Annotated in this window: 10 protein-coding genes; 4 read left to right on the forward strand and 6 right to left on the reverse strand. The window is 66.4% G+C overall.

Annotated features, from left to right (window positions below):
* Positions 1 to 10: 10 nt before the first annotated feature.
* From KY496_RS15735 to KY496_RS15750, 4 genes are all read right to left on the reverse strand, one after another.
* Complete coding sequence (locus KY496_RS15735; RefSeq protein ID WP_229520287.1) at positions 11 to 1,150, reverse strand: glycosyltransferase family 1 protein; 1,140 nt, start codon at positions 1,148 to 1,150, stop codon at positions 11 to 13.
* Positions 1,147 to 2,097, reverse strand: coding sequence for a GDP-mannose 4,6-dehydratase (locus tag KY496_RS15740; protein ID WP_083415275.1), 951 nt, complete (start codon positions 2,095 to 2,097; stop codon positions 1,147 to 1,149). The genes KY496_RS15735 and KY496_RS15740 overlap by 4 nt, the downstream gene beginning before the upstream one ends.
* 1 nt (position 2,098) lies before the next feature.
* A complete protein-coding gene (gene gmd, locus KY496_RS15745; RefSeq protein ID WP_219861458.1) occupies positions 2,099 to 3,139 on the reverse strand; it encodes a GDP-mannose 4,6-dehydratase in 1,041 nt (346 codons plus the stop codon).
* Positions 3,140 to 3,444: 305 nt separating this feature from the next.
* Positions 3,445 to 5,757 (reverse strand): NADP-dependent malic enzyme, encoded by a 2,313-nt coding sequence (locus KY496_RS15750; protein ID WP_071361282.1) that lies wholly within the window; start codon positions 5,755 to 5,757, stop codon positions 3,445 to 3,447.
* A gap of 140 nt (positions 5,758 to 5,897) precedes the next feature.
* Here KY496_RS15750 and thiL point away from each other — a divergent pair, with 140 nt between their 5' ends.
* The 4 genes from thiL to KY496_RS15770 all read left to right on the forward strand — a co-directional run bounded on the left by thiL (position 5,898) and on the right by KY496_RS15770 (position 8,366).
* Complete coding sequence (thiL, locus tag KY496_RS15755; protein WP_219861460.1) at positions 5,898 to 6,872, forward strand: thiamine-phosphate kinase; 975 nt, start codon at positions 5,898 to 5,900, stop codon at positions 6,870 to 6,872.
* A gap of 78 nt (positions 6,873 to 6,950) precedes the next feature.
* Positions 6,951 to 7,535: a TetR/AcrR family transcriptional regulator gene (locus KY496_RS15760; RefSeq protein ID WP_005665046.1), complete on the forward strand. Its 585-nt coding sequence runs from the start codon at positions 6,951 to 6,953 to the stop codon at positions 7,533 to 7,535.
* A 78-nt stretch (positions 7,536 to 7,613) separates the two neighbouring features.
* A complete protein-coding gene (locus tag KY496_RS15765; RefSeq protein ID WP_005665044.1) occupies positions 7,614 to 8,183 on the forward strand; it encodes a hypothetical protein in 570 nt (189 codons plus the stop codon).
* Positions 8,184 to 8,186: 3 nt separating this feature from the next.
* Positions 8,187 to 8,366: a hypothetical protein gene (locus tag KY496_RS15770; RefSeq protein WP_157225442.1), complete on the forward strand. Its 180-nt coding sequence runs from the start codon at positions 8,187 to 8,189 to the stop codon at positions 8,364 to 8,366.
* 37 nt (positions 8,367 to 8,403) lie between these two features.
* On the opposite strand, the gene KY496_RS15775 is transcribed toward KY496_RS15770, so the two are convergent.
* Together KY496_RS15775 and KY496_RS15780 are read right to left on the reverse strand one after the other, a co-directional pair.
* Entirely contained in the window at positions 8,404 to 11,016 is a 2,613-nt protein-coding gene (locus tag KY496_RS15775) for an EAL domain-containing protein (RefSeq protein WP_219861462.1), read from the reverse strand.
* Entirely contained in the window at positions 11,013 to 13,049 is a 2,037-nt protein-coding gene (locus KY496_RS15780; protein ID WP_219861464.1) for an ATP-binding protein, read from the reverse strand. Before KY496_RS15780 ends, KY496_RS15775 begins: the two co-directional genes overlap by 4 nt.
* Positions 13,050 to 13,347 lie beyond the last annotated feature (298 nt).

The raw sequence follows: 13,347 nt of genomic DNA on the forward strand, positions 1-13,347 counted from the left end.
TCAGCTCAGCTTACTGCGAAAGGACGGCACGGTACACCTCCGCCGTCAGGCGTGCGGTGTTTTGCCATGTCAGTTGTTCGGCGCGAGCGCGTCCGGCGGCGATACAGCGCGCGCGCGCAACACCGTCCGTGGCCAGGATGCGCATGGCGTCGGCGATGGCTCCGCTCGACAGCGGATCGACCAGCAGCGCCGCATCGCCCGCGACTTCCGGCAGCGAGGTCGTGTTCGAGGCCACCACCGGCACGTTCGAGGCGAAGGCTTCCAGTACCGGAATGCCATAGCCCTCGTACAAGGAAGGAAAAACGAAGACGCCGGCGCCGGCATACAGGTCGCGCAATTGCCCATGGTCGGTCAAGCGATCCAGCCATACCACGTCCTCGCCCGCCGCCTGCGCCGCCCTGATCGACGCCACCAGGGCTTCGCTGCGCGCGCCGGGCGCGCCGACGATCACCAGGCCGCGCTCGCCGCGCAAGGGCGCGGGCAGCGCGAGATACGCTTCCAGCAGGCGTTCGACATTCTTGCGCGGTTGCAGGGTGCCAACGAAGAAGAAATAGCCAGGTTGCAGGCCGTAGGCATCGAGGGTTGCCTCCACTGCCCGCGGCTCGGGTGCGGCGAGCCATTCCTCGTCGACGCCGCAGGGCACCACCGAGATGCGCCGCTCGTCGACGCCGAAGCATTCGACCAGTTCGTCGATGGCGAAGTGCGACAGCGCGATCACGTGGTCAGCCTTGCGCGCCGCCTTGGCCTGGAGCCAGTTCTTGAGCTTGCGCAGGCGCGGGTTGCACCATTCCGGATGCTTGATCGGCAGGGCATCGTGCAGGCTGGCCACCACCGGGCAATCCATGCGCACCACGCGGTAATCGGTCACGTGGAAGATGTCGGCCGGCATGTGGACACGGTGCGCGCCGGGCGTCACCAGGTCGGTCAGGGTCGCCGCCTCGAACGATCGGGGGAAGGCCTGGCCGATGGAGATACCCGCATCGCCCTGGCGCAGGCGGGGCCAGGAAAACGGCGCCACCTCGCAACCCGTTGCGGGCAGGTGCTGCATCAGGGCCCGGGTGTACACGCCGATGCCGTCCAGCCGGCCACCGGTCAAACCGGGCTCGACCATGGTCGTGCCCAGACCGACCTTGATGACTGCCGGTTTCACGCCCTGTACATCCAGTCCAGCGTCTCGTGCAGCGGGGTCGGCGCCAGGTCGCCGATCACGGCGGCCAGCTTGCGATTGCTGCCAGTCAGTTGAAGCACGTCGTTGGCGCGCACGAAGGCGGGATTCACCTGCACGTCGATGCGGTAGCCGGCGATCTCGCCCATGGTCTCGATGACGCTCGAGAGCGAGTGCGGGGTGCCCGAGCAGACGTTGAAGGCTTCGCCGGCGGGCGCCGCCGCCAGCAGGCGGCGATAGCTGCGCGCCACCATGCGCACGTCGGAGAAATCACGCGCGATGGCGAGGTTGCCCAGTTCGATGCGTTGTTCGTTGCGGCGGAAGTGGTTGACGATCTTGGGCAGCAGGAAATTCTCGGCCTGGCCCACGCCGGTGTAATTGAATGGACGCACGATCGTGATCGGCAGCTTGTCCATCCACAGGCGCGCCATGTATTCCATCGCCAGCTTGCTGACCGCGTAGTCGTTGGCCGGCGCCGGCGGCACGCTTTCGTCGATCACCGGCACGTTGGCATTGCCGTAGATATTTGCCGACGACGCCAGCAGCACGCTGGTGGGACGATGCGCCCCGGCGGCCAATGCCTCCAGCAGGTTGCGCGTGCCCACCACGTTGACGCGGTAGATCGCCTCGACGTTGGCATGGCCGACGAAGGCGATGCCGGCCAGGTGGGCCACGACGTCGGGCCTGGCCTCGGCAACCATGGCGGCCACCGCGTCACGGTCGCACAGGTCGACCGCGAACATATCCGGCCCGGTTTCCTCGCCCGGCATCACGGTGCCGAACACACGGTAACCCGCGGCCGTGAGTTCTTGCGCCAGGTAATGGCCGGTGAAGCCGCGCAGGCCCGTGATCAGGGCGCGGCGGCCCTCCCCTTCGCGCCCGCTCGCCTGCTTGGCGAGGGCGGAAACGTCATCCGTGGCCAGGCGCGTCATATCAGAACGAGAAGCCCTGTTCGTTGCGACGCAGGTCGGCGTCGACCATCATCTGGCACAGCTCTTCGAGCGTGGTCTTCGGCTCCCAGCCCAGCTCGCGCTTGGCTTTCTCGGGGTCGCCGATCAAGAGGTCGACTTCGGCCGGACGGTAGAACTTGGGCGAGACGCCCACCAGCTTCTTGCCGCTCTGGCTGCAGTGGGCGACCTCTTGCTCGCCCGAACCGCTCCAGTCGAGCGTGACATTGGCCGCCTTGAAGGCCATGGTGACGAAGTCGCGCACGGTCTCGGTGCGGTTGGTCGCCAGCACATAGGTATCGGGCTTGTCGGCCTGCAGCATGCGCCACATGCCTTCGACATATTCCTTGGCGAAGCCCCAGTCGCGCTTGGCGTCCATATTGCCCAGCTCCAGCAGCTCCAGCTTGCCCTGCACGATCTTGGCCACCGAATCGGTGATCTTGCGGGTCACGAACTCGCGGCCACGCAGCGGCGACTCGTGGTTGAACAGGATGCCCGAGGAACCGAAGATGTCGTACGACTCGCGGTAATTGATGGTCATCCAGTGCGCGTACAGCTTGGCCACGCCATACGGGCTGCGCGGGTAGAACGGCGTATCTTCTTTTTGCGGGATGGCCTGCACCTTGCCGAACATTTCCGAGGTCGACGCCTGGTAGAAGCGGATCTTCGGATTGACGATGCGGATCGCTTCGAGCAGGTTGACGGCGCCCAGGCCGGTGATCGAGGCGGTGGTCACCGGCTGGTCGAAGGACACGCCAACGAAGCTCTGCGCCGCCAGGTTGTACACCTCGCCCGGCTGCGACGTTTCGATCAGGCGCAGGCTCGAGGCCAGGTCGGTCAGGTCGTATTCGACCAGCGACAGGTTCGGATGCGAGGTGATGCCGAGCTCATCGATGCGCCAGAAATTGACCGAGCTCGAACGACGGTAGGTGCCGGTGACGTGATAGCCTTTTTCCAGAAGCAACTGGGCCAAATAGGCGCCATCCTGGCCGGTGATACCGGTGATGAGGGCTCGTTTGTTTTGCATGTTCTTGGATGGATATGAAGTGGTCTTGCGGGCGCCACGTACTACCTGACGAGCCCGGCGAAAGCAAGGATTGTAACAGAGGAGGTCGGTTTGCCTAATTGCACGCCAGAAATGTGTGCAATTAAATCAACACTTATCTGAACATTATGACCCGAAAATGACGCGCTGCGATCGTCGCTTACGGTTTGTTACCAGTGTCTTTGCAAAACGACAAACAGCGACAGCTGGAGACAGGTGCAGACAAAAACGCCTGCCCCGGCGCAAGGCGCGCGAGGCAGGCGTCAAGTACAAACCGGCTGAATGATTTACCGCTGGGACACTGCGTCCACCACGGCCAGCGCCGTCATATTGACGATCCGGCGCACCGTCGCCGACGGGGTCAGGATGTGGACCGGACGCGCGCAGCCGAGCAGGACCGGGCCGATCGCGATGCCGTTGCCGGCCGCCGTCTTGAGCAGGTTGTACGAGATATTGGCGGCATCGATGTTCGGCAGCACCAGCAGGTTGGCGTCGCCCTTCAGGGTCGATTCCGGCATGATCTTGGCGCGGTTCTTGGCGTCGAGCGCGGCGTCGCCGTGCATCTCGCCGTCGACTTCCAGTTCCGGCTTCTTCTGCTGCACCAGGGCCAGGGCGGCGCGCATCTTCTGCGCCGACTCCGTATTGGCGCTGCCGAAGTTCGAGTGCGACAGCAGGGCCGCGCGCGGGCTGATGCCGAAGCGCTCCAGCTCTTCGGCCGCCATGATCGTGATCTCGGCCAGCTGCTCGGCGTTCGGGTTCTCGTTGACGTGGGTGTCGACCATGGCCAGCTGGCGTTCCGGCGTGATGATGAAGTTCATCGCCGCATAGACGTTGGCGCCGGCGCGCTTGCCCAGCACCTGGTCGATGAAGTCCAGGTGCATCTGGGTGGTGCCGTAGGTGCCGCAGATCATGCCGTCGGCTTCGCCCTTGTGGATCATCATGGCGCCGATCAGGGTGTGGCGGCGGCGCATGGCCAGCTTGGCCAGGTCCTGGGTCACGCCCTTGCGCATCACCATCTGGTGGTAGGTCGTCCAGTAGTCGCGGTAGCGCTCGTCGAAGTCGGGATTGATGACGTCGAAGTGCACGCCCAGCTTGAGGCGCAGGCCGAACTTCTCGATGCGCTGCTCCAGCACCGCCGGACGGCCGACCAGGATCGGGCGCGCCAGCTTTTCGTCGACCACCACCTGCACCGCGCGCAGCACGCGCTCGTCCTCGCCCTCGGCGTAGACGATGCGTTTCAGTTCGGCCGGGGCATCCTTGGCGACCTGGAACAGCGGCTTCATGAAGGTGCCGCTGCGGTACACGAACTGCTGCAGGTGTTCGGCGTAGGCCGCCAGGTCCTCGATCGGACGGCTGGCGACGCCGCCATCCATCGCGGCCTTGGCCACGGCCGGCGCGATATGGGTCAGCAGGCGCGGGTCGAACGGCATCGGGATCAGGTATTCCGGACCGAAGGACAGGTTCGAAATGCCGTAGGCCGAGGCCACGATGTCCGACTGCTCGGCATGGGCCAGGTCGGCGATCGCGTGCACCACCGCGATTTCCATCTCGCGCGTGATGGTGGTCGCGCCGCAGTCCAGTGCGCCGCGGAACATATAGGGGAAGCACAGGACGTTGTTGACCTGGTTCGGATAGTCCGAACGGCCGGTAGCGATGATGGCGTCGCCGCGCACCGCCTTGACGTCTTCCGGCAGGATTTCCGGATTCGGATTGGCCAGCGCCAGGATCAGCGGGTTCGGGGCCATCTTGGCCACCATGTCCTGCTTGAGCACGCCGCCGGCGGACAGGCCCAGGAAGATGTCGGCGCCGGGGATGACGTCGGCCAGCGAACGGTGCGGCGTGTCTTGCGCAAAGCGTTCCTTGTCCGGGTCCATCAGCTCGACGCGACCTTTATAGACGACACCGGCCAGGTCGGTGACGAAGATGTTCTCGATCGGGAAGCCCAGGTCGACGATCAGGTCGAGGCAGGCCAGCGCGGCCGCGCCGGCGCCCGAGACCACCAGCTTGCATTCCTTGATGCTCTTGCCGACGACTTTCAGGCCGTTCAGGATGGCGGAGCCGACGATGATCGCGGTGCCGTGCTGGTCGTCGTGGAAGACCGGGATCTTCATCCGCTCGCGCAGCTTGCGCTCGATGTAGAAGCACTCGGGCGCCTTGATGTCTTCCAGGTTCACGCCGCCAAAAGTCGGCTCGAGCGCGGCGATGATGTCGACCAGCTTGTCGGGATCGGTCTCATTGATCTCGATGTCGAACACGTCGATCGCGGCGAACTTCTTGAACAGCACGCCCTTGCCTTCCATGACCGGCTTCGACGCCAGCGGACCGATATTGCCCAGTCCCAGCACGGCGGTGCCGTTGGAGATCACGGCGACCAGGTTGCCGCGCGCGGTGTACTTGTAGGCGGCGGCCGGATCCTTGACGATTTCCTCGCAAGGGGCGGCCACGCCCGGCGAATAGGCCAGCGCCAGGTCGCGCTGGTTCAGCAGGCCCTTGGTGGGCGCCACGCTGATCTTGCCGGGACGGGGGAACTGGTGATACTCGAGCGCTGCTTGACGCAGTTGCTGACGTAATTCTTCTTTTTTGTCAGATGACGAATCCATGCTGGGCAGCCTTCCTGAAGCAAAACGGGACTTTCGATTCTATCAGACAGCATGTTGTCAATGGCTACGTATTTTCACCACACTTATGTGCGGTTGCAGCAATTCCCGGCAGGCCAACGGGGGGCGGTACAATCGCCGCCATGCTTTCCGAATTCGACCTCATCAAGCGCTTTTTTCACCGCGAGCGCCCCGGCCGCCCTGATGTCGCGCTGGGCATCGGCGACGACTGCGCCCTGCTCGCCCCGACGCCCGGCCGCCAGATTGCGATCTCGTCCGACATGCTGGTCGAAGACCGCCATTTCTTCGCCGGCGCCGATCCCTTCATGCTGGGCCACAAGGCGCTGGCCGTGAACCTGTCGGACCTGGCCGCGATGGGCGCCCGGCCGGTCGCCTTTACCTTGGCGCTGGCCTTGCCGCGCGCCGACGAGGCATGGCTCGACGGTTTCTCGCGCGGCCTGTTCGCGCTGGCCGACGAACACGGTTGCGAACTGATCGGCGGCGACACCACCAAGGGGCCGCTGAATATCTGCATCACCGTGTTCGGGGAACTGGCGCCCGGCCATGCGCTGCAGCGCGCCGCGGCGCGGCCGGGCGACGACATCTGGATCTCGGGCACGCTGGGCGATGCGCGCCTGGCGCTGGCCGGCTATTGGAAAGAGGTCGAACTCTCCCCGGAGGCGCATGCGCAGGCCGCGCCAAGGCTGCACATGCCCACGCCGCGCGTGGCCCTGGGCCTGGCCCTGGCCGCGGCGCCGATTGCGCACGCCGCGCTCGACATCTCGGATGGCCTGGTGGGCGACCTGGGGCACATCCTGGCGGCGTCAAGCGTCGGCGCCACGCTCGACGTCGACGCATTGCCGGCGGGCCCGGCGCTGGCGCGCCACGACCGCGCACTGCGGCGCCGCTTCACCGCGGCCGGCGGCGACGATTACGAACTGTGCTTCACGGCCCCCGTTGCACGGCGCGCGGCGGTGCTGGAAGCCGCGGCGCTGGCCGCCACGCCGGTCACCCGGGTCGGCGCGATCGAGACCGCCCCCGGCCTGCGCCTGGTCGACGCGCACGGCGCGCCGCTCGACCTGGGCCTGACGGGCTGGGATCACTTCAGCGGCATCTGAATATCTCAGTGCGATGGCGCGCACGCCGGATTGACACTTCGCTTGACTTACCTCCCTACCAGAAGGTAGGATTCCAGCATGAAGAAGCTGTCCAACACCTCGGAAGACATCCTGACCTGCGCGCGCGCCCTGATCGTGGCCGGTGGCTACAACGGATTCAGCTATGCGGACATCGCCGACGTGGTCGGCATCCGCAAGGCCAGCATCCACCACCACTTCCCGAACAAGCTCGACCTGGTCAAGACCATCGTGGTGCAGCACCGCCAGGCCACGGCCGAGGGAATCGAGCGCCTGCAGCAGGCGATTCCCGATCCGCTGGGGATGCTGCGCGCCTACATCGACTACTGGGAAAAGTGCATCGCCGACCTGAGCGCGCCGTTCTGCGTGTGCGCCCTGCTGGCCGGCGAACTGCCGATCCTGCCGGCCGAGGTGGCGGTCGAGGTGCGCGGCTACTTCCGCTTCCTGTCGGGCTGGATGGCATCGGTGCTGGAACGGGGCGTCCAGCAAGGCACGATCCGGCTGATGCAGCCGCCCGAGGTCGAAGCCGAGGTCTTCATGGCCACCGTGCACGGCGCCATGCTGTCGGCACGTGCCTACGGCGATGCGAAGGTGTTCGGCGCCATTACGGCCGCCCAGCTGGCGCGCGTCCAGGCGCCGGCTTGAAAACGATTCCGGTCCGGCAGACCGGCTTTTTTTAACCCAACAGCCTACCAACTAGTAGGTAAATAAATGGAGGACATCATGAACCACGACACCAACCTTGCCGGCGGCACCCATGAAGGCTGGCTCAAACGCTACTACTTCGTGCGCGCCGTCTTTTCCAGCGCCTGGGTGCTTGCGGTGCTGGGCGTCGCCCAGCATTCGACGCTCGCCGGCGCGGTGCTGCTGGTCGCCTATCCAGCATGGGATGCCTTCGCCAACCTGGTCGACGCTCGCCGCAGCGGCGGACTGGCGGCGAACCGCACCCAGTTGCTGAACGTCGTCGCAAGCCTGGTCGTGGCGCTGGCGCTGGCCGTCGCCCTGCCCGACATGCACCGCGTGCTGGCCGTGTTCGGCGCCTGGGCCATCCTGTCCGGCCTGCTGCAACTGGGCACCGGAGTACGGCGCTGGAAAACCCATGGCGCCCAGTGGGCGATGGTCCTGAGCGGCGCACAGTCGGCGCTTGCCGGGGCCGTATTCATCGGACAGGCGCGCATGCCGGCCGAGCCGACGGTCGCCACCGTGGCCGGCTACGCGGGCTTCGGCGCTTTCTACTTCCTGGTCTCGGCGCTGCTCTTGCACTTCCGCCCGCGGCGCCTCAGGGCCGGCTAGCGCATGGCGCTGGAATCGCATCCCGTGGTCACGCCGCTCGGGCCGCGCTTCATCCACGGCGCGGTCGAGATCGATCAGTCGTTTCGCGCCAACCCGGGTCCAACTGCAGCAGATGCAGCAGATGTACCAATCGAATTCAGACAGACCGGCCTTGCGCACTGCGCTGCGTACGGGTTAATTTGAAAACCGCTGCTACTGCCAACAAGTAACAAGCCAGACCCTAGGCCGCCGCCTCGCCGCGCTGGTCCTCCTCGCGCGGCGTCTTGCGATCGTCATACGGCCCGTACGTCATCCAGTAGTGCCGGAACGCGAGACGGACATTGTCGCGCAGCTGCTGGTCGTCCCACGGTTTGGTGTAGAAGCGGTAGATCGCGCCGCGGTTGATCGAATCGAGCACCGAGTCCACTCCGGTATAGCCCGACAGGATGATGCGGATGGTCTCGGGATACATCTCCTTGACCTTGCTGAGGAATTCGGTGCCGCTCATCACCGGCATGCGCTGGTCGCACAGGATCACGTGCACGCGGTACAGCGCCAGCAATTCGAAGCCCTCGGCCGGCGACGACGCGGTCAGCACGCGGTAGCCGTCGCGCCGGAACAGGCGGTGCAGCGCGGTGAGCACGTTCGGGTCGTCGTCGACGACGAGCAGGGTCTGCACCTTGTCGTCGGCGGCCTGCTTTTCTTCGGGCTTGGCGCGGTTGGACAGCACCATCTCGGCCAGCTGGTCGGCCGGCAGCGCGCGCGAGAAATAAAAGCCCTGGATCTGGTCGCAGCGGTGGCGCCGCAGGTAGGCCATCTGGGCGCGCGTCTCGACGCCCTCGGCGATCACCTGCATGTGCAGGCTGTGCGCCATGCTGATGATGGCCAGCGCGATGGCCGCGTCGTCCGGATTGTTGACGATGTCGCGCACGAACGCGATGTCGATCTTGAGCTTGTCGATCGGGAAGCGCTTCAGGTAGGCCAGGCTCGAGTAGCCGGTGCCGAAATCGTCGATCGCGATGCGGATCCCGAGCGCCTTCAGGCGCGTGAGCACCTCGGTGGTGCGCTCGGCGTTCTGCATCAGCGCGCTTTCGGTCAGCTCCAGCTCCAGCAGCCCCGGTTCGACGTCGTGGCGCGCCAGCGCGTCCCTGATCACGCCCTCCAGGTCGCCCTCGACGAACTGGCGGCTCGACACGTTCACCGCCACCCGCACGTCGCGCACGCCGGCCGCGTTCCAGGCCGCGATCTGGCGGCAGGCTTCGTCGATGATCCAGTCGCCGACCCGCACCACCAGGCCCGTCTCTTCCATCACCGGCACGAATTCGGCCGGATACACCAGGCCGTAGCCGGGGCGGTGCCAGCGCAGCAAGGCCTCGGTGCCGGCGATGCGGCCGGTGTTCAATTCCATCTTGGGCTGGAAGTGCAGCACGAACTGGGAATCTTCGAGCGCGCCGCGCAGGGCCAGCTCGAGGTCCAGGCGCGCCAGCACCTGCACGTTCATGCCGGCCGTGAAGAAGCGGTAGCCGTCGCGGCCGGCCTCTTTGGCGCGCACCATGGCGGTATCGGCGTACTTGACCAGCGCGCCCGGATCGGTCGTGTCGTCCGGGTACATGGCGATGCCGATGCTGGCCGTCAGCGCGGCCGGCTGGCCGTGCAGGTCGAACGGCAGGCGCAGGGAATCGCGCACGTCGTTGGCCATGTTCACCGCGTCCTGCTGCTCGCGCGGCATGGTGAGGATCAGCGCGAACTCGTCGCCGCCCAGGCGGCCGACCGAATCGCGCACCTTCACGCAGCGCACCAGGCGCGTGCTGAACTGGCGCAGCAGCTCGTCGCCGCCGCGCGTGCCGAGCGTGTCGTTGATCACCTTGAAGCGGTCGAGCGTGATGCACAGGACCGCCACGCGCCAGTTCTTGTCCTGGGCCAGCTCGATGGTGTCGCGCAGGTTTTCGAAGAACAGGGTGCGGTTCGGCAGGCCGGTCAGGGCGTCGTAGCTGGCCGCGTGGCGCAGGTTTTCCTGGGCCTGCAGGCGCTCGCTGATGTCGCGCGCCACCGCGATCAGCATGCGCTGCGCGGCGTGCCCGACGTCCTGTTCCTGCAGCTTCCAGCTGATCTCGACCGCCACCGAGCCCTCGCCGCCGGCGCGCAGCAGTTCGGTCTCGACGATGTCGGCCTCGGACTCGGACTCGCCATCGTGGGCGGGGCGGCCGCCCAGCAGGCGTTCGAGCTGGGTGCGCGTGGCCAGGCCCAGCGCCACCGGGTCGATGCGCAGCAGCGCGTCGCGCGAAAATCCCAGCATGCGGCAGGCGCCTTCCGACACGTCGACCATCGCCATGCTGGCGGTGTCGATCAGGAACAGGGCGTCGGGCGTGGCGTCCATCGCGCCGCGAAAGCGCGCCAGTTCGGCGGTGCGCTCGCGCACCTGGCGCTCCAGCTGGCTGCCGTAGTCGAGCGACTCGCGGTGCAGCAGGCGCACCTCGAGCAGGTTGCGGATGCGCGTCATCACCTCGACCGTGTCGATGGGCTTGCCGATGAAGTCGCGCGCGCCGGCTTCGAGCGCCGCCAGCTTCTTGTCCGGCTCGGCCGTCACCACCAGCACCGGCAGCCAGGAATCGCTTTCCAGCGGCTTCAGGGCCTCCATCACCTCGAAGCCGTCCATGCCCGGCATGTGCAGGTCGAGAATGATCAGGTCGAAGCGGTGCTTGAGGTGCAGCGCCACCACCTGGCGCGGATCGTAGGTGGAGCTGACGTTCTCGTAGCCGGTGGTCTTGAGGAGGTATTCGAGCAGCTGCACGTTCACCGGCTCGTCGTCGACGACGAGGATGCGCGCGCGCCGGATGTCGGACAGGGAAATCATCTGGGCTTCCTTTCGCCTGGCTGGCCCGTCCCGGGCTGCTGCGCCAGCGTACTGTTGATCGCTTCGGTGAATTTGTCGATGTCGATCGGCTTGGTGAGATAGCGGTGGAAGCCCGCCGCCATGCCGCGCTCGATGTCGCGCGGCATGGCGTTGGCCGTCAGCGCGATCACGGGGATCCAGGTGGTCTCGGGATCGGCGCGCAGCTGGCGCAGCACCTCGAAGCCGCTCATCCCCGGCAGGTTCAGGTCCATCAGGATGACGTCCGGGCGGTGCGCCTTGGCCAGCTCCAGGCCGAGGTGGCCGTCGGGGGCCGACAGCAGGCGCAGGTCGCGCCGGAAGGCGACGATTTCCTCCACCAGCCGCAGGTTGGCCGGATTGTCCTCGACGTACAGCACCAGGTGCGGCTCGCCTTCGGTGGGCGGGGCGCTCGGCGCGGTCTCGGCCTCGGGGCCGCGCTCGGGCAGCGCCGACGCCAGCGGCGCGGTGCTGGCCAGCTCGATCGAGAACACGCTGCCCACGCCCGGGCTGCTGGTGACGCCGATCTCGCCGCCCATCAGTTCCACCAGTCGCCTGGTCACCACCAGGCCGATGCCGGTGCCTTCCTGGGCGCCGGCTTCCTGGCCCAGGCGGTTGAACGGCTGGAACAGGTTGGCCAGCTGCTCCGGATTCAGGCCGTGGCCGGTGTCCTGCACCGACAGGCGCAGGCGCTCCGGCCCCGACTGCTCGCAGGAGACGACGACCGCGCCCTCTTCGCGGTTGTACTTGACCGCGTTCGACAACAGGTTGAGCAGCACCTGTTTCAGGCGCGTGCGGTCGGCCATCACCACCGCGCCGTCCACCGCCGGGAACAGGGCGCGCACCTTGCGGGTGGCGGCGATCGGCTCGATCATGGTGCGCACTTCGAGCAGGATGTCGGCCAGGGCCACCGGTTCCATCGACAGCGTGATGGTGCCCGATTCGACCTTGGCCAGGTCGAGGATCTCGTTGATCAGGGTGAGCAGGTGGCGGCCCGACTTGAGGATGTGGTTCGCGAATTCCTTCTTCTGCTCCAGGGTCGAGGGCAGCGTGTCGGAGGTGAGGATCTGGGCGAAGCCGAGGATCGCGTTGAGCGGGGTGCGCAGCTCGTGGCTCATCGAGGACAGGAAGGCCGACTTGGCCTGGTTGGCGCTCTTCGCCTCCTCGTTGGCGTTGGCCAGTTCGGCGTTGGCCAGCGCCAGCTGCAGGGTACGCTCATCGACTCTTTGTTCCAGCTGCTCGTTCAGGCGCATCACTTCCTGCTGGGCGCGCGTGCGCTGCTGGGCTTCGCGCAGGATGGTGCTGTGCGTGTCTTCCAGCTCGCGGGTGCGGCCCTCGATCTCGGTCAGCATGGCGTTGAAGGAGTCGGCCAGCTCGGCCGCCTCGTCGTCGCCGATGCGCGGCGCGCGGCGCGAATAGTCACGCGTGGCCACCACCTCGCGCGCCACCTCGGTGACCGCAAGGATCGGCGCCGTGATCACGCGTCCCAGGCGCCACATCAAGAGGTAGGCGATCGCCATCGCCAGCAGGGTCACCCCGGCGGCGATGGCGAGATAGTCGAGGGTGCGCGCCAGCAGCCGGTTCTCGGCGCGCAGCACGACGGTGCCCACCGTGTCGCCATTCTCGACGATGGGCTGGCGCACCACCAGTTCCGCGCTGTTTTCGCCGGGCAGGCTCGCCGCGTCCAGGCGTCGGGGAATATCGCGTGGCTCGCCGGCGGCGGCGTAGGAAGCGAACAGCTTGCCCCGGGAATCGTAGATGGCGGCGGCGCGCACCAGGGGACTGGTGCGCAGCAGCGCCAGGTTCTCGTTGGCCAGGCGCGGATCGTCGAAGCTCAGCGCGGCGGACGTCATGTGGCCGACCAGTTCGGCCTGAGTCGAGAGGTCGTTGACCAGGGCGCGGTGGTAACTGCGCAAGTCATAGCCGATCACGATCGCGATCGAGACCAGCAGCGCGACGAACGTGGTCATCATCACCACCGCCACCAGCTTCTTGCGGATAGAGCGCTGGCGGCTCATGCTTCCTCCACGGACCGCTCACGGGAACGCATGCGCGGCATGTAAAAGTTCTAACAAAGACGAGAAATCGGGCGTCCCAGCATAGCAGCACGCTTGTGCTGTGTGTCGCACGAAACATTTATCAAGCCGGGCCGGGACAAGAGCGCGGCTGGCACTGTAAACGTTCGCATGCGGTTTGGGTAGGCATTTTTGAAATTTTGGCATGTCGTGCGCTCGTGCAGCGCGCTAGAATGAAGCAAGTCCGACCGGTTTCCCGACGTGGCACTCGCCCGGCCGGCGGCTTGCAAAGGAGACGCAC

The organism is Massilia sp. NP310 (genome assembly GCF_019443485.1).
Taxonomy (GTDB): domain Bacteria; phylum Pseudomonadota; class Gammaproteobacteria; order Burkholderiales; family Burkholderiaceae_D; genus Telluria; species Telluria timonae.

Coding starts and splice junctions, on each gene's coding strand:
- KY496_RS15765 (WP_005665044.1), top strand. CDS start 7,614: ATGAACCACGACACCAACCTTGCCGGCGGCACCCATGAAGGCTGGCTC.
- KY496_RS15780 (WP_219861464.1), bottom strand. CDS start 13,049: ATGAGCCGCCAGCGCTCTATCCGCAAGAAGCTGGTGGCGGTGGTGATG.
- KY496_RS15775 (WP_219861462.1), bottom strand. CDS start 11,016: ATGATTTCCCTGTCCGACATCCGGCGCGCGCGCATCCTCGTCGTCGAC.
- thiL (WP_219861460.1), top strand. CDS start 5,898: ATGCTTTCCGAATTCGACCTCATCAAGCGCTTTTTTCACCGCGAGCGC.
- gmd (WP_219861458.1), bottom strand. CDS start 3,139: ATGCAAAACAAACGAGCCCTCATCACCGGTATCACCGGCCAGGATGGC.
- KY496_RS15770 (WP_157225442.1), top strand. CDS start 8,187: ATGGCGCTGGAATCGCATCCCGTGGTCACGCCGCTCGGGCCGCGCTTC.
- KY496_RS15740 (WP_083415275.1), bottom strand. CDS start 2,097: ATGACGCGCCTGGCCACGGATGACGTTTCCGCCCTCGCCAAGCAGGCG.
- KY496_RS15760 (WP_005665046.1), top strand. CDS start 6,951: ATGAAGAAGCTGTCCAACACCTCGGAAGACATCCTGACCTGCGCGCGC.
- KY496_RS15750 (WP_071361282.1), bottom strand. CDS start 5,757: ATGGATTCGTCATCTGACAAAAAAGAAGAATTACGTCAGCAACTGCGT.